20 protein-coding genes and 4 pseudogenes are annotated in these 21679 nt (G+C 58.7%); 6 read left to right on the top strand and 18 right to left on the bottom strand.

Features of this window, described 5'->3' with window-relative positions:
• Window positions 1–93 precede the first annotated feature (93 nt).
• Window positions 94–684 (top strand): TetR/AcrR family transcriptional regulator, encoded by a 591-nt coding sequence (locus HJB89_RS04770; protein ID WP_221116838.1) that lies wholly within the window; start codon window positions 94–96, stop codon window positions 682–684.
• Window positions 685–918: 234 nt separating this feature from the next.
• Here HJB89_RS04770 and HJB89_RS33100 read toward each other — a convergent pair.
• Together HJB89_RS33100 and HJB89_RS04775 are read right to left on the bottom strand one after the other, a co-directional pair.
• Window positions 919–1155: pseudogene (locus HJB89_RS33100) on the bottom strand (Curdlan synthase); the annotation flags it as partial.
• Between the two features lie 260 nt (window positions 1156–1415).
• The gene (locus HJB89_RS04775) at window positions 1416–1616 is read right to left on the bottom strand and encodes a hypothetical protein (RefSeq protein WP_207585080.1); all 201 of its coding nucleotides are present in this window, start codon (window positions 1614–1616) and stop codon (window positions 1416–1418) included.
• Window positions 1617–2283: 667 nt separating this feature from the next.
• Between HJB89_RS04775 and HJB89_RS04780 the strand changes: the two genes are divergently transcribed.
• On the top strand, window positions 2284–3426 hold the full coding sequence (locus HJB89_RS04780) for an AraC family transcriptional regulator (RefSeq protein ID WP_221149102.1): 1143 nt from the start codon (window positions 2284–2286) through the stop codon (window positions 3424–3426).
• A gap of 53 nt (window positions 3427–3479) precedes the next feature.
• A pseudogene (locus HJB89_RS04785) lies at window positions 3480–3590 on the top strand (fumarylacetoacetate hydrolase family protein); the annotation flags it as partial.
• 316 nt (window positions 3591–3906) lie between these two features.
• Here the strand turns inward: HJB89_RS04785 and HJB89_RS04790 are convergent.
• The 3 genes from HJB89_RS04790 to HJB89_RS04800 all read right to left on the bottom strand — a co-directional run bounded on the left by HJB89_RS04790 (window position 3907) and on the right by HJB89_RS04800 (window position 7560).
• Window positions 3907–4932, bottom strand: coding sequence for an ABC transporter permease (locus HJB89_RS04790; RefSeq protein WP_221116836.1), 1026 nt, complete (start codon window positions 4930–4932; stop codon window positions 3907–3909).
• 42 nt (window positions 4933–4974) lie between these two features.
• Entirely contained in the window at window positions 4975–6516 is a 1542-nt protein-coding gene (locus tag HJB89_RS04795; protein ID WP_221116835.1) for a sugar ABC transporter ATP-binding protein, read from the bottom strand.
• A gap of 81 nt (window positions 6517–6597) precedes the next feature.
• Complete coding sequence (locus HJB89_RS04800; protein WP_207585076.1) at window positions 6598–7560, bottom strand: sugar-binding protein; 963 nt, start codon at window positions 7558–7560, stop codon at window positions 6598–6600.
• Window positions 7561–7885: 325 nt separating this feature from the next.
• Between HJB89_RS04800 and HJB89_RS04805 the strand changes: the two genes are divergently transcribed.
• Entirely contained in the window at window positions 7886–8995 is a 1110-nt protein-coding gene (locus tag HJB89_RS04805; protein ID WP_207585075.1) for a substrate-binding domain-containing protein, read from the top strand.
• A gap of 66 nt (window positions 8996–9061) precedes the next feature.
• Here HJB89_RS04805 and HJB89_RS04810 read toward each other — a convergent pair.
• From HJB89_RS04810 to HJB89_RS04865, 13 genes and pseudogenes are all read right to left on the bottom strand, one after another.
• A pseudogene (locus HJB89_RS04810) lies at window positions 9062–9942 on the bottom strand (alpha/beta hydrolase).
• A 398-nt stretch (window positions 9943–10340) separates the two neighbouring features.
• Window positions 10341–11066 carry an amino acid ABC transporter ATP-binding protein gene (locus HJB89_RS04815; RefSeq protein ID WP_207585073.1) on the bottom strand — a complete coding sequence of 242 codons (726 nt, stop codon included), beginning with the start codon at window positions 11064–11066 and terminating at the stop codon, window positions 10341–10343.
• Entirely contained in the window at window positions 11044–11703 is a 660-nt protein-coding gene (locus HJB89_RS04820) for an amino acid ABC transporter permease (protein ID WP_207585072.1), read from the bottom strand. Before HJB89_RS04820 ends, HJB89_RS04815 begins: the two co-directional genes overlap by 23 nt.
• Complete coding sequence (locus tag HJB89_RS04825; RefSeq protein WP_221116832.1) at window positions 11700–12371, bottom strand: amino acid ABC transporter permease; 672 nt, start codon at window positions 12369–12371, stop codon at window positions 11700–11702. Before HJB89_RS04825 ends, HJB89_RS04820 begins: the two co-directional genes overlap by 4 nt.
• A gap of 80 nt (window positions 12372–12451) precedes the next feature.
• Window positions 12452–13237, bottom strand: a complete 786-nt coding sequence (locus HJB89_RS04830) for a transporter substrate-binding domain-containing protein (protein WP_221116831.1) — start codon at window positions 13235–13237, stop codon at window positions 12452–12454.
• A 4-nt stretch (window positions 13238–13241) separates the two neighbouring features.
• Entirely contained in the window at window positions 13242–13634 is a 393-nt protein-coding gene (locus tag HJB89_RS33690; RefSeq protein WP_405048954.1) for an FCD domain-containing protein, read from the bottom strand.
• 202 nt (window positions 13635–13836) lie between these two features.
• A pseudogene (locus HJB89_RS33695) lies at window positions 13837–14013 on the bottom strand (GntR family transcriptional regulator); the annotation flags it as partial.
• A 405-nt stretch (window positions 14014–14418) separates the two neighbouring features.
• Window positions 14419–15189, bottom strand: a complete 771-nt coding sequence (locus HJB89_RS04840) for an amino acid ABC transporter ATP-binding protein (RefSeq protein WP_221149103.1) — start codon at window positions 15187–15189, stop codon at window positions 14419–14421.
• Between the two features lie 12 nt (window positions 15190–15201).
• Window positions 15202–15861, bottom strand: coding sequence for an amino acid ABC transporter permease (locus HJB89_RS04845; RefSeq protein WP_207585068.1), 660 nt, complete (start codon window positions 15859–15861; stop codon window positions 15202–15204).
• Between the two features lie 5 nt (window positions 15862–15866).
• Complete coding sequence (locus HJB89_RS04850; RefSeq protein WP_207585067.1) at window positions 15867–16529, bottom strand: amino acid ABC transporter permease; 663 nt, start codon at window positions 16527–16529, stop codon at window positions 15867–15869.
• Window positions 16530–16696: 167 nt separating this feature from the next.
• Entirely contained in the window at window positions 16697–17536 is an 840-nt protein-coding gene (locus HJB89_RS04855) for a transporter substrate-binding domain-containing protein (RefSeq protein WP_207585066.1), read from the bottom strand.
• A gap of 518 nt (window positions 17537–18054) precedes the next feature.
• Window positions 18055–18225 (bottom strand): hypothetical protein, encoded by a 171-nt coding sequence (locus HJB89_RS04860; protein WP_221116830.1) that lies wholly within the window; start codon window positions 18223–18225, stop codon window positions 18055–18057.
• Window positions 18226–18461: 236 nt separating this feature from the next.
• A complete protein-coding gene (locus HJB89_RS04865; protein ID WP_221116829.1) occupies window positions 18462–19547 on the bottom strand; it encodes an ROK family protein in 1086 nt (361 codons plus the stop codon).
• A gap of 124 nt (window positions 19548–19671) precedes the next feature.
• On the opposite strand from HJB89_RS04865, the gene otsB reads away from it, so the two are divergent.
• On the top strand, window positions 19672–20451 hold the full coding sequence (gene otsB / locus HJB89_RS04870) for a trehalose-phosphatase (RefSeq protein WP_221149432.1): 780 nt from the start codon (window positions 19672–19674) through the stop codon (window positions 20449–20451).
• A gap of 201 nt (window positions 20452–20652) precedes the next feature.
• On the top strand, window positions 20653–21537 hold the full coding sequence (locus tag HJB89_RS04875; protein ID WP_207585064.1) for an AraC family transcriptional regulator: 885 nt from the start codon (window positions 20653–20655) through the stop codon (window positions 21535–21537).
• Window positions 21538–21679 lie beyond the last annotated feature (142 nt).

Consider the following 21679-nt stretch of genomic DNA (forward strand, 5'->3'; position numbering starts at 1 on the left):
CTGCGCTACCGACCTGTCTGTAGCTATAAAACATACAGGTCTGTAGCGTGTCAATCCGCTTTCTGCTAGTGTGGCTGAATTGGAGATGAGCGAATGACGAAAAACACAGCGAACGCCCCGGCCGTGAATGAGGTACGGGATAGAATTCTCGAGACTGCATCGGAACTCTTCTACCGGCGCGGTGTACGCGCCGTGGGCGTCGATCTGGTGGTGGAAAAATCAGGTGTCGCCAAAACCAGCCTTTACCGCCATTTCGGCACAAAGGACGATTTGATCGCGGCCTTCCTGAAGCGCGAGGACCTGGATTTCTGGAACACCTGGGATAGGGTAACCGAGCGGCATGCGGATGACGCCTTAGCCGAACTCGACGCCCATTTCGAGTGGATCGGCGAAAGGGTCGGGCGGGATAATTACCGGGGCTGCCCGCAGATCAACACGGCGGCCGAGTTCCCGGAAGCCGGTCACCCCGCCCGCAAAGTCGCCGAAGCCCATATGCATGAAATGCGGCGGCGCTTGATGGCCATCGCCGGGAGACTGGCGGTTGCTGCACCCGACCGGCTTGCCGGGCAACTCGCGGTGCTGATCAACGGCGCTTTTGTCAGCATGCAGGTCTTCGAACCCGGCGAGGCGACGGGTTTGCTCCGCGATGCCGCGCACGCCCTGATCGCCGCTGGCCGCAATTGATTCACTGGAGGCACATTTCCCAGAATTGGGAAATGGGTCAATAGGAACTGGCCACGCATCGGGATCGAGAGTTCCCGACATTCGTCGACGTGCGGCACAGCCAAAATTTGTACCGCAACATCTACTGTCGGCGCTTTTGGCCGCCGGTTCGGATCCCTTCAAGGCGATCAAGCGGGGCCAACTTCGTCAAAGACGCGACGAACCCTCGCATGAGCCGGGCTACAAGGTGCGCGTTCACCCGAATGACCGCAACAACAGATTAAGAGAGACGGCAACCTTGTCGATGTCGCGAATATCCCGCGAATATTGACCGGTGTAGAGTTTGACAATCATTCTGTCGCGAGCAGCGCCGCTGAGTTCGAAATACAGGTGCAGGTAATAGGCTTGCTTGTCGCCGCTGCGACTTACGCTCCTTCGTCGCTGAGTGACCTGTCCGAGCTCCGCTTTGAACGGGGCGAAGCCGGGGAGTTTCTCCCGCTTTGACCAATATGGTCAAGCCATCTCCGGCGCGGCGACTGACGTGATGGGTGATGATGGAGTGGGAAATCACTGCGCCGCGCCTGACAGTGCTGCCATCTCATTCAGTCAGAAACAGCATAATTCCACGCGATCTTTTTTCTAGAGCATGATGCCGAAAAGTGTGAGCGGTTTTCTCATGACATCATGCTCTAACTCTTTAATCTAGAACAGGATTCAGATTTTAGGCTGGGTCGGTCTAAAATCATCCGGTTCTAATGCGGTCGAACCCTTTTGGTCGCGATCAGCATGACGAGATCTTCGGAGGCATCTGCGAGCTCCAATGCCAATTCCGCAGCCGACCATCCACGTTTCTGCAAAGTGACGAGCATTTCCACCATCGCGACTTCGACCTCTCGTCTGCAGCTCGAAATCGGCTTCAATTCGATATGTTTCTCATCACATGCGGTGGTCATCTTAGCCTCCGATCTGCCATAGAAATGGGCAGCGTTACAAAATTCGCCAATGGGTGGATATGGTAAGGGTTGCGTGCAAGCCTCGGCCTCATTACGCATCGACACAGACGGCCTCGGCCTGCGCGCAACCCCTTCGCGTCCTTATTTGCCGATTTCCGGCATCAGGAGCGTCTCGCACGAAGGTGAGCAGAGGAAACCCGCACTATTGGCGATAGGAATTTTTCCCGGCGCCTGAGGGTTATGCGGAGAAGAATTCCTGTCGTAAGCCGATGCTCGCGCAAAGCGCGCACGAATATTGCCCCGATAGTTCACGACCTATCCTCCTCTGCTTGCATATTTTGTTGTGAATTAGTGTCGTTTCACGTTGAGAGTGCTTTGAAACTGCATTGCACTGGCAAGTGAGTATTTGGGCTTTCCGAACGTCCTTCGGAACTAACCCTTGCTCATTTAGATACAGGAACAGGACGCAATTGTCGTTATCGCCGCATCCCGAAAATTATCGGTCCGTCCATTTCTGCTCGTAAAGGAATATGATAAGTAGCTTATGCACGTAGGACTTCAGTCGATTCGGTTTTGTCGGATGGGCTGCGCGGACGTTTCAGCCGCGAAAACGATTTTTTGCCTCAGTTTCAACAGCCCGGATCGGCTTATGCGCTGGAGGAATTGGATGGTTACGGAGTCTGGAGATGACCCCGCTGCTGGACAGGAATGGCCGGCCCACCTCGAGCGGCGGCGCTGGCCGCGCGAACCGTCCTCGCAGAAAGAACATCGGGTGGACGTTCCGCCTGCATTGGTGCCCTTGCGATTTTCGACGCGAGACCTGCCGCCGAAAGAACAATTCCAGTCCTGGCGATCACATATGGCGCCGCTTGTGGATATTCATCTGCTGGACGGACAACCAGAGGACGACGGTTTTCTCGCGGAACAGACCGGCTGGCATCTCGGCGATATCCTCATCGTCCAGCAGCGGACGCAGGCATGCAGCTATGTTCGCGATCAGGCCATGCTGCGATCGAGCCCAATCGATCACTGGAACGTCGGCGTACTTCGCAGCGGCCGGGCCTGGACCGAGGCCAATCGCCATGTAACGGAGACCGGCCCGGGTGAGATATTTTTCAGGTCTCTTGGTTACCCATACCGCGGGCGGATGACCGATTCAGTCGCTGTGCTCGTCTTCTTGCCCTATGAACTGTTGACCCGTGATACGCCTCTTCTGCAGAGCGCCAACAACATCGCCCCCTCCGGTAGCCTCGCTGAATTGCTCGTCAGCTATATCAACGGCCTGGAGGCGAACCTGGGCAATTTGACGGTGGAGGAGGTGCCGCGGATCATACGGACGATCGGCGATATGGTCGTTGCATGCGCTGCATCATCCACAAGTTTGGATCGCGGTCAGGAACAGACCAATATGGGGCTGATGGAGCGGGCGCATCGCTATATTCACCTCAATCTTCTTTCAGATAGCTTGACGCCTGACGTCATGTGCCGTGCGCTGGGCATCTCGCGAACGCGGCTCTACCAATTGTTCGAAACGAGCGGGGGCGTCTTCAACTACATTCGCAAACGTCGATTGCTGCAGGCATATGCGGATCTTACCAACCCGACCGACAACAGGCCGATCTCGGAGATTGCCCAGGCCGCCGGCTTCGACGTTGCAGCCAATTTCACGCGCGCGTTCAGCCATGAATTCGGGCTCAGCCCGCGTGAAGTGAGAAAGACCATAGCAACTGAGCGCCCCGCCATCCCCACAACACGTTCCATGCAACGTTTTGGGACAACGATCGGCGATTGGCTAACGCTCGCACGTTGATGCGGTGGGCTAAGCTTTCCTCAACTCAGTCTGACATCCACCCAAGGATACACCTCGGTCAGATGATTTTCGACATCGCACGGCAGATCGAATATTGCTCCAGTTTCACGCGCATGGAGTCGGGCGATGTCATTGTCAGCGGCACGCCAGGCGGCATTGGCTCGTAGGGAGGCAGCCGAATGAACTGGCATTCACAGTCTCAAAGCTGAAGCCGAAGAGGCAATTCCCTCACCCGCCCCGCTCCTCCCTTGCAACCCGGCCCAGCCGGTCGGATCGGGGGCTGATCCACAGTGCCGGTGTCGCATCTCTAACTGGCTGGCGGCGTCGCATCTCTAATCAGCTTTGACATTATTTGTAGCCGCAAAGTTAGAATGTCCTGTTTCTGCAAAGTTGGAATGCCACACTCTGCCCGTTTTGATGACGGCGGAGATTGCAGATGGCATTGATAGCGATGAGCGAGCGTGATCTGCAGCGGATGACCTAATCCTGATTGGCAGCCACCGGCAAACTGCCTTCGTTCGAATGACGGGTTTCGGTCTGCCGGGCGGCAGAAACGACGCGGCGCTTTGCGCGGATGGCGTGCCATTGCTGGTCGATCAGGACCCCGATGAGGATCACGCCGCCCATGACGGCGAAATTCAGCGACGATGGGATGCCGAGCAGATTGACGAGGTTCTGCAGCTCCTGGAGCAGGACCGTGCCCAGCACGACGCCGACGATCGATCCCTCGCCGCCGCGGAGCGAGAAGCCGCCGAGCACGGCCGCGGCAATCGCATAGAGTTCGTAGAACTGGCCATGGCTCGCCGGCGAGATCGAGCGCGTGTACATGGCGAAATAAATCGCCGAAAGCGCCGTCAGCAGCCCACAGATGACATAGGCCGACATGATCATGCGGCTGGTCCGAATACCGGAATAGCGGGCCGCCTCCTCATTCTTCCCGATCGCGTAGAGATAACGCCCGAAGACGGAGCGATGCAGCATGATCCACATCACCACGGCAATGATCACGAGGGCAGTGAAGGTGTTAGGAACGCCGTAGAACCGTCCGGCGGTCAGGAATTCGAGGTCCGGAAAATTTTGGCCAAAAGCAAAGCCCGCCGTTCCGTCGGCCGTATAGAAGCGCGCTGCCCCACGATAAATCAGCAGGCCGCAGAGGGTGACGACGAAGGGTTGCAGGTTGAGCCGGGTGATCAACCAGCCGTGGACGGCACCGACGACTGCGCCAAGCACGAGAATGAGCGGCAGCGCCAGCATCCACGACATATCCTGGACGGCGATGAAATCGACGAACAGCACACCGAGAAGAGCGACGAGTGAGCCCACGGAAAGCTCGATGCCGCCGGTAATGATGACAAAGGCCTGACCGATCGACAGAATGCCGAACAGGCCGATCAGGTTGGCGGTGTTGGCCAGGTTGATCGGCAGCAGGAAGCGCGGATTGATGACGGCGACGACAATGCCGACGACGACGATCAACAGCAGCAGTCCGAGATCTTTCTTGATCATTCGAGATCCATTCCCCGATACCTATTTGTATTGCCGCAGCCGCTATTTTACCCTTTTGCCGACCGCAAGCAAAAGGACGTTTTCCTGGCTGAATGCGTCCTCTTCCAATATGCCGGCGATCTGGCCCTCGTGCATGACGGCGATGCGGTCGGAAACGCCGATCACCTCTTCCATGTCGCTGGAGATCATCAGGATCGCCACTCCGGCATCGGCAAGCGCTCGCATCAGGCCGTAGATCTCGTTCTTCGCGCCGATATCGATGCCGCGCGTCGGCTCGTCGAAGATCATCACCCTCGGGCTCATCGACAACCATTTGGCAAGCACGACCTTTTGCTGGTTGCCGCCGGACAGAGTGCCGGTTCGCGTCGAAACGGAGGGCGCCTTGATCCCGAGGCGAACCCGCTGCTTTTCGGCCGCCGCCGTCTCCCGTTCAGCAGAAAGCATGAAGCGGCTGGAAAGCCTGGGAAGATCGGAAAGGGTTATGTTCTGGGCGATCGGAAAATCGAGAAGAATGCCGTTGCGCTTGCGATCCTCCGGCACCAGGAAGATGCCGCGAGCGACGGCGTCACGGGCAGAACGGACCGAAATTTCCCGGCCGTCCTGCAGGATGGTTCCGCCGTAGCTCCGGTCGATACCGAAGAATACCCTTGCAAGCTCGGTGCGGCCCGACCCGACGAGGCCTGCAAGCCCCATGATTTCCCCATACCTGATCTCCAGATCAACGGGACGGCCGGGATAGGCTTCAGTGCGCACGCCGCTTGCCTTCAGCGCAACCGAGCCGGGCGAGCGCTGCGGTTTTGCGGTCCGGGCCGCAAGCACCCGGCCGATCATCAGCTTGACCATCTGGTCGTGGCCGATGTCGTTCCTGGCGAGCGTGCCCACAAGCGTACCGTCCCGCAGGACGACGACCCGGTCTGCGACGCGCTCTACCTCGTGGAGGCGATGCGAGATGAAAATGACGCTGATTCCGTCGGCTTTCAGCGATTTGATAATGCTCAGAAGCCGCTCGGTTTCGGCCAGCGGCAGGCTGGAAGTGGGTTCGTCGAAGATGACGAGCCTGGCGTTGATCGACAGCGCCTTGGCGATTTCCACCATCTGCTGCTCGGCAAGGGAAAGCGACGCCACCGGTGTGTCGGCGGAAAAATGAGCCCCGACGCGTTTCAAGAGCGGCTTCACCATGTCGCGCAGCCGATCGCGATCGACGAGTTTGAAAGGTCCCGCCTTCAGCGGTTCGCGACCCAGGAAGATGTTGGCGGCAACGTCGAGGTTTTCAAAGAGATTGAGTTCCTGGTGCACGAAGGCAATGCCGGATGAGATACTCGATTCCACCGTCAGAGAACGAAGCTCCGCACCGTCGAGCAGGATCGTGCCTCGGTCGGGTGCGATCACGCCGCCAAGGATTTTCATCAACGTCGATTTTCCAGCCCCGTTCTCGCCGACGAGGCCGATGACCTCTCCCGGCATGATGTCGAGCGACAGGCCCTCAAGCGCCACGACGCCCGGATAGGTCTTGCCAACGCCGGAAAGCGAGAGGAACGGCGTTGCAAGCGGGTCCGGTGACGTGATGTCGGAGCTATGGTTCATCGCCTGTCCATGGCAGCTAATGCTGTGTCGGAATAAGACGCCTATCGCGGCAGCGGCGAGTGCCGCCGCCGCGAAGGAGGGCTATTTTCCAGACATAGCCTTCAGGCTGGCGGCATACTTGTCAACGTCATCCTTGCCGATGACCACCGTCGGGATGATGATCAAGCCGTTGCTGGGTACGCCGGATTTGTCGCCCTTGAGGTAGGCGGCCATCAGCTTCATACCCTGATAGGCCCACTCGAACGGCTGCTGCACGACGGTCGCTGCGATCGTGCCTTCCTTGACGCCGCCCAGCGTGATCGGATCGTCATCAAAGCCAACGACGGTGATCTGGCCGAGTTTGCCGGCGTCGCGCAGCGCCTCATAGATGCGCGGCGTATTGTAGGAATAGAAGCCGACCATGCAGGTGACGTCGGGGCTCGCCACCAGCGCATCCTCGACGTTCTTCTTTGCACGCGTCTGGTCGATATCGTCGCCGCGTACATCTGTCAGCTCGATTTTCGTGCCCTTCAGGCCGTCTTTCATGCCCTGGATACGTTCCTTGGCATTATCGGCGCCGAGCAGGCCGACGAAGCCGATGCACTTGCCGCCGTCCGGCATCGCCTTCTTGGCGATTTCGGCGGCCTGCATCCCGGCGTCGACATTGGATGAGCCGATATAGGCGACGCGGTTGGTCTGCGGCGCGTCACTATCGGTCGTGAAGAGAGCCGTCTGCGAGCCGATCTTGCTCAAGCCCTCCGTCTGGGTCTTGGGATCGACCGCGGAGACCATGACACCCTTGACGCCGGCACTGACCAAGTCTTCCATCAGGCGTTGCTGAACGGCAACCGATGCCTGCTCAGGGTATTTCAGCTCCATCTGATAGTCCGGCATTTCGGCCTGCGCCTTCTTCACACCGGCCTCTGCGGCTTTCCAGAAGTCGGACGCTCCGTTGACGACGAATGCAAGCGTCGGTTTGTCGGCGGCATGGGATACGGCAATCGGGGCCGCGCTCAGCATCAACCCGGCGAAGAACAAGGCTGCATTGCGTTTCAGCTGTTTCATAATACACCTCCCGAGGGGCCGCAGTGCATGGGCCCGTTTTCGACTTACGGCCGGCCGGATGCGCCCCCTCCCAGGGCCGCCGCAAAGCGACGAGTGGCATTGGTTCCGATCGCTCCGTGACGGTATAGAAGAATTTTAATTAGTAAATAGTATTATCAATCCAGATCAAAACATTTCATCGTGCGTCGACACGGACGCGATTTTGTACTGGAAATTACCATTAACTGGCGGCGTTGCAGCAATTGATGCAATTGCCAGCGCTTTCAGATGGATGCTAATAGTAATTACCAAAACGGCAAATCCAGGCAAAGACAGTTTTCCGCGAATGCGACAACCCACGACCCAAAAGAGCAATAAGCCCGCCGCGGACAAGCCTGCCCGCGTGACGATGATGGATATCGCCGCCGCCGCCGGCTGCTCGCAGGCGGCCGTGTCCTTCGTTCTCAACGATACACCCGGCACCCGTATCTCACAGCAGACCCGCGACCGCGTATGGGAGGCGGCGCGCGCACTTGGCTACACGGGAACGACTTATACGACGAAAGCCTCTTATTCGGGGCTGGACAATGTGATCGGTTTCGCGGTGGATCAACTCGCCACCAGCCCGGAAGCGATCGTTGCGATCGAAGGCGCGCGGCAAGCCTCATGGAACGCCGGCAATGTCCTGTTGGTAACCCAGACACTCAGTGATCCCGTCATGGAGCCGAAAGCCATCAAGGCGTTGACGAGCGGAGGCATTTCGGCGCTCATCTATATGACGATCTATACCCGCCAGGTAGAGCTTCCTTCTTACGTCAGCAAGCTCAACATCCCGACGGTCCTGCTGAATTGTTATACGGCTGACCATGCCTTTCCGGCGGTGGTGCCGAGCGAGATCGCCGGAGGGCAGAGCTCCACCCGGCATCTGATCACGCACGGGCACCATCGCATCGCGACGATCACCGGTGAAATCTGGATGCAGGCTGCACAGGACCGCCTGACCGGATATCGGCGCGCGCTTTCGACCGCCGATATCCCCTTCGATCCGGAATTGGTCATCGAAGGCGACTGGTCGGCCGGTGCCGGCTATGCCTCCACGATGAAGCTGCTTGCTCTGAAAGAGCCGCCGACCGCGATCTTCTGTCAGAACGACCGCACCGCCATCGGGTGTTATGAAGCGCTCAAGGATGCAGGGCTTCGCATTCCCCAGGACATGTCGGTGGTGGGTTATGACGACGAGGAAATTTCACGGCATCTCGTCCCCCCGCTGACGACTTCGGTCCTTCCACATCTTGCCATGGGGCAATGGGCGATCGAACATCTCAACCCGGAAACCATGCCCGGCAAACGCTATCCGATTGCCAAGCTCGAATGCTCGCTCGTCAAGCGTCATTCCGTCGCCGCGCCAAGGGCCGAGGCGCGGCAGATGCTCGATGGCGTACATACCTCGCCATAGGCGCCGGACCGAAGGCCGGCAGCGGTGGCCGGGAACAGATCACCGACGAAACCCTTGCAAAGAACCTCACCTGTCGGTCGATCCTCCGACCGCGAACGCGATGCTGACCGCACGTTTCACGGCGGTCGCAAGAACGGACATGTGGGTCTCACCGGCGTAAAGCTCGAATTCGGCACGCAACCCGTCGGCCGTGCTATTTAATCGCTCCGCCATCTCCTGCGCCAGGAGGATCGTCCGCTCCATCTTCCTCTTCTCCAGGCGTATGGCGGCATCCTCGTTCCGATACTGAAAGGGTGCCAGTTCATCGCCTTCGTATTCTCCGGCGGACAAATGCAGGAAGGCGGAATTTCCCGGGATGAGTTGACGCTGCGCCTCATTGTTGAGGATTTCACTGTTCTCCCAATAGATGGTTGGGCTGGCCGCAATCCAATTGGCAAACAGACCCGGACGCTCGAACAAGGCATAGAGGGTAAAGAGGCCGCCGAAGGAATGCCCGAAAAGCGATCGGCCCAGCGGATCCAGGGTCACCATCTCCGCAATCCGCGGTATCAACTCGTTCTCGATGAAATCCACCAGTTTACCGGTCCCTCCGATGACAACCGGAGGACCGCCCTCAACGAAGGGCGGATAGGATTTAACCGGCGGAGGACCGAGGTCCCAAGACCGGCGGAGCGCATCATAGGGCTCGTCAGACGGGTAGCCGATCGCCGCGATCACCCCCCAATCGACATTCGTGCCCGTGGGATAAGGTGCCTGCGTGACCAGGCTGGCCACCGCGAAGGGAAAAGTGGCATTGCCTCGGTCATAACCAGAAGCGGCCATCCTCCTGCCGGCGGTCTCTCCGTCGGAATGGACAGGAATATGCGATAAGGCTCGCCGCCCGCAGCCGGAGCCAGATCGAAAAAGCCCGTTCCGGGCAATGAATAGACGCTGACAGGATTAGTCATGAGAAGGTTTTCTGATGTTTGCACGAGAGGATAGGAGGAGCAAAATTGATGTTGGTGCGATTCATTGGTTGCTTTTGAAGGGTGGGGTCAAGGATGAAGCCTGACTTGCGACGGGTAATGATTTATCACCCGCAAGGAAAGCGCAATGAACCTCACCTACTCTCACGTCAACCTGGATAAACGCTGCAAGATCGCTCGGCAGCGCATGGCCGGCATCAATTGAAATCATTGCCGAGAAACTCGGGCGGCATCGCTCGCCGATATGGGATGCGAGCAAGGCGCCTATATCGGGTTGGCGGCAGCTGGAACAGTAAGGGTGTTCGCACCGAACGAGTAATCGAGGCACAAACGCAGCACGCGAAATGCGCGTCCACCACGGTGGCTGTTGTCACTGCGTCTTAGCTGACGCCAAGAAACTGTTTCAGTTCTGCAGTCTGTGGATTGGCGAAGACTTCCTCCGGGACGCCGACTTCGTGGACCCGGCCCTGATGCATGAAGACGACGCGGCTGCAGACGTCGCGGGCAAACTTCATCTCGTGCGTTACCATCAGCAGCGTCATTCCCTCAGCGGCAAGCTCGCGCACGACGGCCAGAACTTCGGCAACCAGCTCCGGATCCAGCGCCGAGGTGATCTCGTCGCAAAGAAGCGCGCTCGGCTGCATGGCGAGCGCGCGGGCGATGGCGACGCGCTGCTGCTGACCACCCGAGAGCTCATCGGGATAGGCGTCGAACCTGTGGGCCAGCCCCACGCGCTCCAGCATCTTGCGGGCGATGGCTTCGGCATCGGGCTTTGAAGTCCTCTTGACCACGGTCTGAGACAGCATGACGTTGCCGCCAACGGTCAGGTGGGGAAAGAGGTTGAACTGCTGAAAGATCATGCCGACCTTAAGGCGCAGCGCCTTGAGATGCATCTCGTCACCGATGAGTTGCGCACCGGCCACGGAGATGGAGCCGTCGGTGATGGTCTCCAGGCCGTTGATGCAGCGAAGCAGGGTCGATTTGCCCGAACCGCTTTTGCCGATAATGGCGATGACTTCGCCCACCTCCACATCGAGATTGATGCCTTTCAGCACTTCTGTGGTTCCGAAGCTCTTTCGGACTTCAGTGATTTCGATGAGCGACATTAAGCTTCCTTTCCAGGATCTGGCTGCTTTTTGACAAAGGCCAGCAAAGGGCAAAGTAGATAAGGGCGACGAGCCCGTAGACGATGAAGGGTTGGAAGGTCGCATTGGTGACCACCGTGCCCGCTTTCGACAATTCGACGAAGCCGATGATCGAGGTCAGCGCTGTTCCCTTGACGATTTGCACGGAGAAGCCGACCGTGGGCGGTATGGCGACCCTCAACGCCTGCGGGAGGATGACGTAACGCATCTGCTGCAGCCGGCCCATGCCAAGGCTGGCTGAGGCTTCCCATTGCCCCCCGGCGACCGCTTCAACGCAGCCTCGCCAGATTTCGGCGAGGAAGGCGGCGCTCCACAGGGTGAGCGCCAGCCCAGCAGCAAGCCAGGCCGGCACATCGATGCCGAAAAGGCCGAGACCGAAAAAAGCGATGAAGAGCTGCATCAGCAGCGGGGTGCCCTGGAAAAGTTCGATGTAATATTTCGCGAGCACCTTGAATGCCTTGCGCTTGCCGATGCGCAGGAACAGCAATCCCAGTCCGACCGCACCGCCGCCGACGAACGAGACGAGCGAAAGCAGGATCGTCCAGCGAGTGGCGAGCAACAGGTTGCGCAGGATATCCCAGAATGTGAACTCGATCATCGTGCTTCTCTCCGCGGGAAAATAAAGCCGCCGACGATCCCCAGCACCTGCCGGAGCAGGATTGCCAGCATCAGATAGATGGTTGTCGAGACGATGTAGGCCTCGAAGGCGCGGAAGGTTCGCGATTGTATGAAGTTCGCGGCAAAGGTCAGATCCTCGGCAGCGATCTGCGACACGACCGATGAGCCGAGCATGACGATGACGACTTGCGACGACAGCGCCGGCCAGATGCGCTGCAGTGACGGCACGAGAACGACATAGCGGAAAGTTTCGAAGCGCGTCATGGCAAGGCTTTCGCCTGCTTCGAACTGACCCTTCGGGGTTGCCTGGATGCCGGCGCGGATAATCTCGCAGCTATAGGCGCCGAGGTTGACGACCATCGCGAGGTTGGCGGCCGTCAGTTCGGAAAGCCGGAAGCCGAGCGATGGCAACCCGAAGAAGATGAAAAACAGCTGGATCAGGAACGGCGTGTTGCGGATCAGTTCGACATAGGTGGCAATGGCAGGCTTCAGCCAGATCGGGCCGAGTGCGCGCACCCAGGCGCAGAAGATGCCGAGCGAAATGCCGAGCACTCCGCCGACCGCGATAAGCTCCAAGGTGATCAGTATGCCCTTGATGATCTCAGGGTAATATTGAAGCAGCCAGCCGAATTCGAAATGGTAGCTCAAGAAATTCTCCCCTCTTGCGGTGACGGAGCGGATGTCATCCCGCCAGCCAGTGCGGGATGACGTCCGTGAAACCGGTTTCCTTACAGATCCGACGGGAGATCGGTGCCGAGCCACTTCTGCGATATGGTGTTCAGCGCGCCATCGGCTTTGGCGGCAGCAATAATGCCGTTTACCTTCTCCAGAAGAGCCGTCTGCTCCTTGTTGAGACCGATGTAGCAGGGCGAGTTCTTGATGAGGAACTTCAGCTCGGGGCGCTTGGGGGGATTTTTGGCGAGGATCGCAGCAGCCACCACGTTGCCGGTAGCGACAGTGTCAACCTGGCCGGACAGGAAGGCCGAGATAGTGCCGTTATTGTCCTCGTAACGCTTGATCGTCGCGTCGGCCGGCGCGATCTTCGTCAGCTCCAAGTCCTCCACGGCGCCGCGCGTAACGCCGATGCTCTTGCCGGCGAGATCTTCCGCCTTGGCGACCGAAAGATCGGCCGGCGCGAAAACGCCGTTGAAAAAGGGGGCGTAGGCGACAGAGAAATCGATCACCTTTTCACGCTCCGCATTTTTTCCGAGGCTGGAAATGACCAAGTCGACTTTGTTCGTCTGCAGATAGGGAACGCGGTTGGCGCTGGTGACCGGCACGAGCTCGGCTTTGACGCCCAGCTTTTCGGCAATGAGATTGGCCATATCGATGTCATAGCCCATCGGCGCCATATCGGTGCCGACACTGCCGAAGGGCGGAAAATCCTGCGGCACAGCGACGCGCAGCGTACCGCGTGCCATGATGTCGGAGAGAGTATCGGCGTGAGACGGCGAGCTGAAGCCGAAGCTTGCCGCCAGGGTCGCGATTCCGATGAGTGCTCGTCTTGTCAGCATGTGTTCATTGCTCCTTTGGAGTTGTGGTTTTGAAGTTTAACGATGGAGGAGAGGAGGACACGGTCTTGGGAGGGAGTGAGAGGGAGCTGCGCAGTTCCGAGAGCGGGTCCGGGCGCGTGGTGAGGTCGAGGCCCATTTCCACTTCATCAAGATGTTCGACAGAAAGCGCCGCAGCTCTGAAGAAATCGCCCGCCTGCATGGCCTCGAAGATACGGCAATGCCCGTCATGAGATTGCGCTGCGTGAAATTCAGACTGATAGAGCATCGAAATGAGGATCGTCCTCGCCGTTAGATCGCGAAGGATATCGACGATGATGGCGTTCCCGCTCAATTCGGCGATGCGGATGTGGAAATCGCCCATCAAATAGGTCAAGCGCTGGCGATCGGCGGCAGCCATTGCGCTTTTTTCCTCGTTCAAATGTTGCGGCAAGAGCCTTGCGTCCGTCATCTGTCAGCACGCGCATGCCGCGCAGCGATCCAGCCTCGACGACACGCCGTGCCTCATAGACAGCGATCGCCTCTTCTGCGGACGGCTCAACGACAAACCAACCCCGCCGGGGACTTACATGCACGGTGCCGCGTGTCTCCAAGCGCATCATGGCTTCCCTGACCGGGGTCCGGGACACCCCGAAGAGCGCGGCCAGCTGGTTTTCGCTGAGACGCGTACCGGGCCGAATCTTTGCCGAAAGGATCCCGGAGACGATCGTTGCCTCGATGGACTTCTGCGCGGTCTCGGGTGTGTGGCTATCTTGCATAAAAGAGAGAAAGCAAAGCATATGCCAAAATCCTGCGTTCAGGATTTTCAAGATGTCTCGAAGGCTTGGCCGGGAATTTGCCTGCCGGGAATGCAGATTGACCGAAATTTGTGCGCGCGCCCGCACCTCCTCGTCCCGACATTTGGTCCGGTCGTCATTGCCGCCGGCGCCCACTGGCAACGAGGACTAACAGTTCCCTCGATCGGTTGCCCTGTTGGCAGATTTCTTTCTTGAAGACGGAGCGGCCGCGCGTCGAAACTCGCCTTGGATCGGGCGCCATGCAGGTAAGCAACGCTGATGGTCCACGCGGCCTCTTTTTCGTCTAAAGCGCGTCGCATCAAATTTGATGCATGCGACGCGCTTTTGCCCTTTGTTTTTATGCATGTCGTTGTCCCGGAACCGCTGCACACTTCCGGGCGACATGCATTAGTTGAAACTCGAGGTTTTGAGGAATTCTGCGAGCCGTTCGGTCTTCGGCCGCACGAACATTTCCTTCGGATCTCCCTCCTCGCAGATAACGCCCTGGTTCATGAAGATGACGCGCGATGAAACCTCGTAGGCGAAGCGCATTTCATGGGTGACGAGCAGCATGGTCATGCCGTCGGAGACAAGCCCCTTGATGACCTGCAGCACTTCGCCCACCAGCTCCGGATCCAGCGCCGAGGTCACTTCGTCGAACAGCATCAGCCTCGGCGACATGGCGATGGCGCGGGCGATCGCGACGCGCTGCTGCTGGCCGCCGGAAAGCTGTCCGGGATAGTGGTTGGTGCGCGCGGCGAGGCCGACACGATCGAGCCATTTTTCCGCGATGGCGCGGGCTTCCGGCTTCGTCATTTTCTTCACCTTGACGAGACCGAGCATGACGTTTTCAGCGGCACTCATATGCGGGAAGAGATTGAACTGCTGAAAAGCCATGCCGGTCAGCGCGCGCTGGCGTGCAATTTCCTTCTCGCTCTTGCGGCGCCGCGTAGCGCCTTCGGCGCGGTAGCCGATCTCCTCGCCATCGAGGCTGATCGTGCCGCCCTGGAATTCCTCCAGCATGTTGACGCAGCGCAGCAAAGTGGTTTTCCCGGAGCCGGACGAGCCGATGATGGAAATGACCTCGCCTTCCGCTACGGCGCAATCGACGCCTTTGAGAACCTCGTGGATGCCGTAAGTCTTGCGCAGGCCTTTGATGTCGAGAATGGTGTTGGCCATCGGGGGAACTCCTCAGGACGGCAGGGCGGTCTTGCGCTCGACATATTTGCCGAAGTGCTCGATGCCGTAATTGACGATGAAATAGAGACCGCCGGCCAGGAAATAGAACTGGAGGCTCATGAAATTGCGGGAGATGATCTCCTGCGTGCGCAGCAGAAGCTCCGCGACGCCGATGACCGAGAGCAGCGTCGAGGCCTTCACCATCTCGGCGGCGGTATTCACCCAGGCCGGCAGGCACTGGCGCATGGCCTGCGGCCACAGCACCGAGGTGAAGGTCTGGGTAAAGGTCAGGCCGATCGCCTTGGCGGCTTCAGTCTGCCCCTTCGGGATCGCCTGAAGCGCACCGCGGACGATTTCGCCGACATGCGAGGAGCAGAAGATAGCAAGGGCGAGCACACCGGCTGAAAACGGCCCGAGATCGAGACCGACAGCGGCAGAGACATAGTAGCTCGCCAGCACCAGCACCAGCACCGGCGTGCCGCGGATGATATCGGTATAGGCGCGCACGGCCACACGTAAAACAACGCCGCCATAGACGAGCGCCAGGCCGACGAAAACGCCGAGGACGGAACCCGCGAGGATGGCCAGCAGAGAGATCGATACGGTCACACCGACGCCATTGATGATGACGTAGCGGGCGATCCAGAGTTGTTCGAGAAAGGTGTGGGTCATCAGGTCTATCTCGGCAGGGCCAGGCGGCGCTCGACGAAGCGCATCACGGCAGCGATGAGGAAACAGGTCACGACGTAGAGGGCCGATGTGACCATCCAGGTTTCGATGACGCGAAAGCTCTCGACATTGATCTTGCGGGCAGCAAAGGTCAGCTCCGGCACGGCGATGGCGGCGGCGAGCGAGGTGTCCTTGAAGAGCGAGATGATCGTCGAGGATAACGATGGCAGCACGTTACGCAGCATCAACGGCGCGATGATAGAGCTGCGGATCTGCATTCCCGTCAGGCCGATGGCGAGGCCGGCTTCCGTCAATCCTCTCGGGATCGACAACAGCCCGGCGCGGAACACCTCGGCCAGATAGGCGCCGGAATAGAGCGATAGGACCAGCACGAAGCTTTTTATCTTGTCGAGGCGCAAGCCCATCTGCGGCAGCGCGAAAAAGACGAAAAGCACCAGGACGAGAATCGGCAGGTTGCGGATTACCGTGACATAGAGCCGTGCAGGCACGACCGCGAAGCGGCTTTTGGACGTCAGCGCGAATGCCACGGCGAGACCGATCGCAGCCCCGATCAGGATCGAGATCACCGCAAGGCCGAGGCTGAGCGCGAGCCCGCTCAAAAGGAAATCGAAATTGCGCCAGACGGCGCCGAAATTCAACGTGTAACCCATACGGGCCGCCCTTTCAGACTGAACATGATGCCGAAAATTGTGCGCGGTTTTCTTATGACATCATGCTCGCACTGTTTAATTGAAAACAGGATTCAGATTTCAGGACGACCCGGCGTGAAATCATCCTGCGCAGCGGAGCGGGAGAACAGTCCCGCTCCGCATGGCCGTTACTTGAATTCAACAGGAAAGCCGATCTGCGGTGGCGTCAGATCCTTGCCGAACCAGGTCTTGAAGGACTTGGCGTAGAAGTCGAACTCGACGCCGGTCATGGCTTCATGCAGGGCGGTGTTGACGAAGTTCAGCCAGTCCTGGTCGCCGCGCTTGACCGCGCAGGCGTAGGTCTGCGGGTTCCAGCCGTAACCAGCGTCCTTATAGCGGCCCGGATTTTGGGTCATGTACCAGGCGAGCGACGACTGGTCGGTGGCGACGGCGTCGGCGCGTCCCGACTCCAGGGCCTGATAGATCAGGTCGACGGAATCATACTGATCGACGGCCGCCTCCGGCAATGCCGCATGCACCATTGTCTCGGCGTAGACGTTCTGGAGAACCGAGATGGTGACGGAAGAACCAGCCGCCTTGAGAGCGGCGTAGTCGGCATATTTTGCGTCCGCCTTGAGCATCAGGCCCACACCCTCGCGATAATAGGGAATGGTAAAGGCAACCTGCTGGGCGCGTTCGCCGGTAACGGTCATGAACTGGCAGGTGATGTCGACCTTGTCAGTGGTAATGTTCGGGATGCGGGCGTCGGAGGACTGGTTCACATATTCAATTTTCTCAGGATCGCCGAAGAGAGCTTTGGCGATGATATGGCCCATGTCGACGTCGAACCCCTGAAGCTTGTCGTCTGCGCTCTTAAAGTGCCAAGGCGCGTTGGTGCTGCCCGTGCCGAGGACGAGGTGGCCGCGGGCCAGCACTTCATCGAGCTTGCTGCCGTCGGCCAGCACAGGCGTGGACAACATGGCGGCGGCGACCAGCGACATCACGCCGGTGCGAAAGGAAATGGTCATGGCGTTCCCCTTATGGATGGTTCCCATTATTCCAGTATAATGGACGTATGTCTGTTTTACTGGAATAATGTATCAAGTGCCATGAAGGATGAATTGTCAATGGGTACTGCCGAAAAAACGCGCAGTGAAATGCGTGGCGATTTTTTTGGCAGCGCAGCATTTTCCTGTTGCCACCGAGGCTGATCGCCTTGGGGCTTGCTGACCGTTTCAATGAAGGGATATCGAATCGAACAGTGCCGCGTCTCAACGGTCGGCGATGTCTTCGCTGTTTGGAAGCGAGGCAGACTTTAAAGCCGTCGGCATCAAGGCCGAACGCAGTTGATTGCTCGTGCGCCGCCGCCATGATCGCCGTGGCGTTGGTATTGATTTCATGCGCCTGACTGGCGATCTTGGCTTCTCAGCAATCGCGGTCTCGGTCGGCATTCACGCAATACTGATAAATCGGGTAATTTTGCGCGCTAAACGCCATTGCCGACGCATCGCGAACAGCTTCCGTCACCTTGCACAGATCGTCTCATTTAGGCAGGCGAACGGTACTGGTTTTCGGCCTCCAGCCCGCGGGCGGGTTCATTGCCGGAAGATTTGTCGTTTGCATCACGGGTTTCAGGATCGCGGCGTGACGGAACGAGCCCGAGCATTTGTTCGAGACGGACAGCATTGAGCGGAGCGCTTATTCCCTTGAAGTTCATGATCCATCTTTCGTCTGCGCATGGCCTGTGTGACGCCGGAGAGATAAGCGCAATTTGAACCCGCCGAGAACAACCCGTGGCAGTTATCACCATCTTTTCCCAAGCGAAAAAGGGGAGGGGCCTCCAGAGCTGCCGCTAACCCGGTTGACCAAATCGCATCTCCATCTTCCGCAAACGGGCACTCTTTCCTGTCGGGGCTTTTTTGGTTGGTTCGCCCCGGGCAGTGGAGTTGGAGCCTATCGCGCCTTCGTTGCCTCTCGATTCGTGAAATGCGCATTGCCCAGACCCGTACCGATCGTCAGTACCGCCCACCTCGACACGTCGGTCATAAATGGGATCTGCGACAATCCCTGCACGACGGCGTCGTTGTGCATCATCACGAATGTGCTGTCGTCACCAATCTCAGGAATGGCCTTCATCAGCGCGGCGGGAAGGTTGAAGCTGTCGCTTTCCCAGTTTCCGCCCGGCAGGTTCTGTCCGCCGCGTTCGATTGAGCCATCGGCTTTGATGATGCCGGGGCAGGCGATCCCGATGATGGGCGCAGGTTTGAGATTGGCCTTCTCCGCCTTGCCGATCAGTTCGTGCAACATCGCGGCCAACTTCTCGATGGTTGCGGTGCGACTTGGCTCATCATCGGCATGACGCCAGATGGCTGATTCCCATACGCTCGCATCCGCGAAGTTCGGCGCGTCGTCCTTTCCGAATTTTACGACGCCGGCGCGAACGTTAGTGCCGCCGATATCAACGGCCAGGATCGCCTCGTGGCCCTTGAACATCCAGCGCGGCATCAGGTGGACCGAGCCGATCAGTCCAGCCTCGTCAGGATGGTGAACGATCGGCACGACCTCGACGTCTATGCCGGCCGCCTTGAGAATAACCATGGTCCTGGCGATGGTCAGCTCGCCGAACCGGCTCTGCCGGAAGCCGCCGCCAACGACGATGCGTTCCGTCTTGACCCAGCGCTTGTCCTTAAGGAACTTTCCGATCACGTCGGCAAAGTCCTGAGCGAAGTCTTCCACCGCCCCCATGATCAATGCCGCTGCCTCCATATCGTCGCCCTTGAGGAAGGCATCAATCTTCTTCTTGGAAAGCTTCGGCGTCGCGGTCTTGCCGATCGGGTCGTCTCCGACCTTGCGGATGCGTTTTCTCCAATCGTCGAGCTTCATTTGAAAAGTCTTCTTGTTGGCGTTGTCGCCAACGAAACCATTCTTGTCACGCAGCTCGTTGTTGTAGTCGTCGATCGTCACCAATGGCAGGTTTAACGCGCCATGTGCCAGTGGGGCATTGAGCGCATCACGGGGCTCGGAACTGCTTTTGGCCATCAAAATACCTTCTACGGCGCGAGTGCTCGAACGGGCGGCGAGATACAACGCGGACCAGCCGCTTGATGTTCCGGAGTCTGAAAGCTCACCTTGCCCTCGTCGCTTGGCGACCTAGCTTCAATGACTGCAGCGTTTGGAGAATCCCGTGCAGGACGATAGCGCCACCCAGGAAATGCTTTCACTGGTCTTGGAAGAGCCGGATCATTGGGCGATGTTTCTCGATATCGACGGGACGCTGCTCAATCTTGCGCCCACGCCGGACGCGATCGAAGTTCCGGAGGCGCTTCCCGGGCAACTTCACCGCCTGTCGAACAAGCTTGGCGGCGCCTTGGCACTGGTCACCGGACGGTCGCTTGCTTATGCAGACACGCTGTTCAAACCCTTTGCATTTCCGACGGCAGGCCTTCATGGCGCGGAAATCAGGAGCGCCGCGGGAATGCAGACGGTCGAGGCGACATCTGAGTTTCAGGCGCTGAAGCACGCGCTGACTGCGGAAGCCGAGCACTATCCGGGAGTCTTGATCGAGGACAAGGGCGCCGCCGTTGCCGCCCATTACCGGCTGGCGCCCGAATATGAAAAGGTACTCGAGGACCGCATGCACCACTATGCGGAGCTGGCAGGGTCGAACTGGGCGTTGCAGCTCGGCAAGATGGTCTTCGAGCTGCGTCCCGCACGATCGAGCAAGGGCGATGCGCTGGAACGGTTTTTCCAGTCCGACCCTTTCAGGAACCGCTGCCCGATTACCATCGGCGATGATCTGACCGACGAGTCGATGTTTGCGATCGCCAATGCGCGCGGCGGCGTTTCCGTGCGGGTCGGCGCGATCGGCGCCCCGAGCTGTGCCACGAGCCGGCTGTCCTCCTCTGCACTGGTCAGAAACGTCATTGCCGCCTTGGCCGGCTGAAGCATGTCCTCGGATGATGTGCAATGCCGATTGCTGTCGTCTTTCCGCCAGCTGCGAAGCGTCGATCGTCAAAAAAGTATCAGTTTTGCCTGGGAATCGTGGTGGCGGGCGTGAGACGTGCCCACTACACTCCGCTTAACAATAAAGCCAAAAAGGGAATTTGGCACGCGGGCTTACCACCCGTCCTCGGAGGAGGAAACAATGGAACCTGACTTGGAAGTCATTCAGATCAGACCGGGCGAATCCTTCGCAACGAAGGCCCATGGCTATCCCTATCATACGGTTCGTTGGCATTTTCATCCGGAATACGAACTTCATCTCGTCGTGGCGACAACCGGACGATATTTCGTTGGCGACTTCATCGGCGAGTTCGAGCCAGGCAACCTTGTGCTTGCCGGGCCTAATCTTCCTCATAACTGGATCAGCGATGTCCCGAAAGGATCGAGCATTCCGCTTCGATGCCAGCTCATCCAGTTCAGCGAGAATTTCATCAGCGACACCATGAAGGTGCTGGCCGAGCTCGGCCCGTTCGATCCGGTTCTCGAAGCCTCCCGCCGCGGCGTGCTCTTCGGCGCCGAGACCAGCCGGCAGGTTGCTCCCCTGATGAACGAGGTGCAGCAGGCTCACGGTGTGCGTCGCATCGAGCTCTTCATGATGATCGTCGGCCTGCTCAGCCGGGCGCAGGATTCCCAGTTTCTTGCCAGCCCGAACTATCTGCCCGATCCGTCGGGCTACATGTCGGCCGGCATCAACAAGGCACTCGCCTACATCAGGGAAAATCTGACCAAATCCTTCGATGAAGCCGATCTCGCCAGGATTGCCGGGCAATCGGCCGGCGCCTTTTCGCGTGCCTTCCGCCGCCATACCGGCATGTCGCTGGTGCAATATGTGAAGCGACTGCGCATCAACCTCGCCTGTCAGATCCTGATGAGCGACGACCATGCATCGATCACCGACATCTGCTTCGAGGTCGGCTTCAACAATCTGTCCAATTTCAACCGGCAATTTCTCGCGGAAAAAGGCATGACGCCTTCCCGTTTCCGGCGGCTATTGGGCGACAATATCAACATAGCGAAAGCGGCCTGAGCCAGCCGAGCGAACAGGAACCCGGGAATAGGACGACGTTTCGCCGAAGACGGCGATAGGGAGGACGAGGAGGAGGAACGAAAACTGACATTGATTGAACGCGAGCGCGCAGTGAGCGGTTCGCGAGAGGAGACGCTTGTCC

The organism is Rhizobium sp. NZLR8, from assembly GCF_019685025.1.
Classification (GTDB): Bacteria; Pseudomonadota; Alphaproteobacteria; order Rhizobiales; family Rhizobiaceae; genus Rhizobium.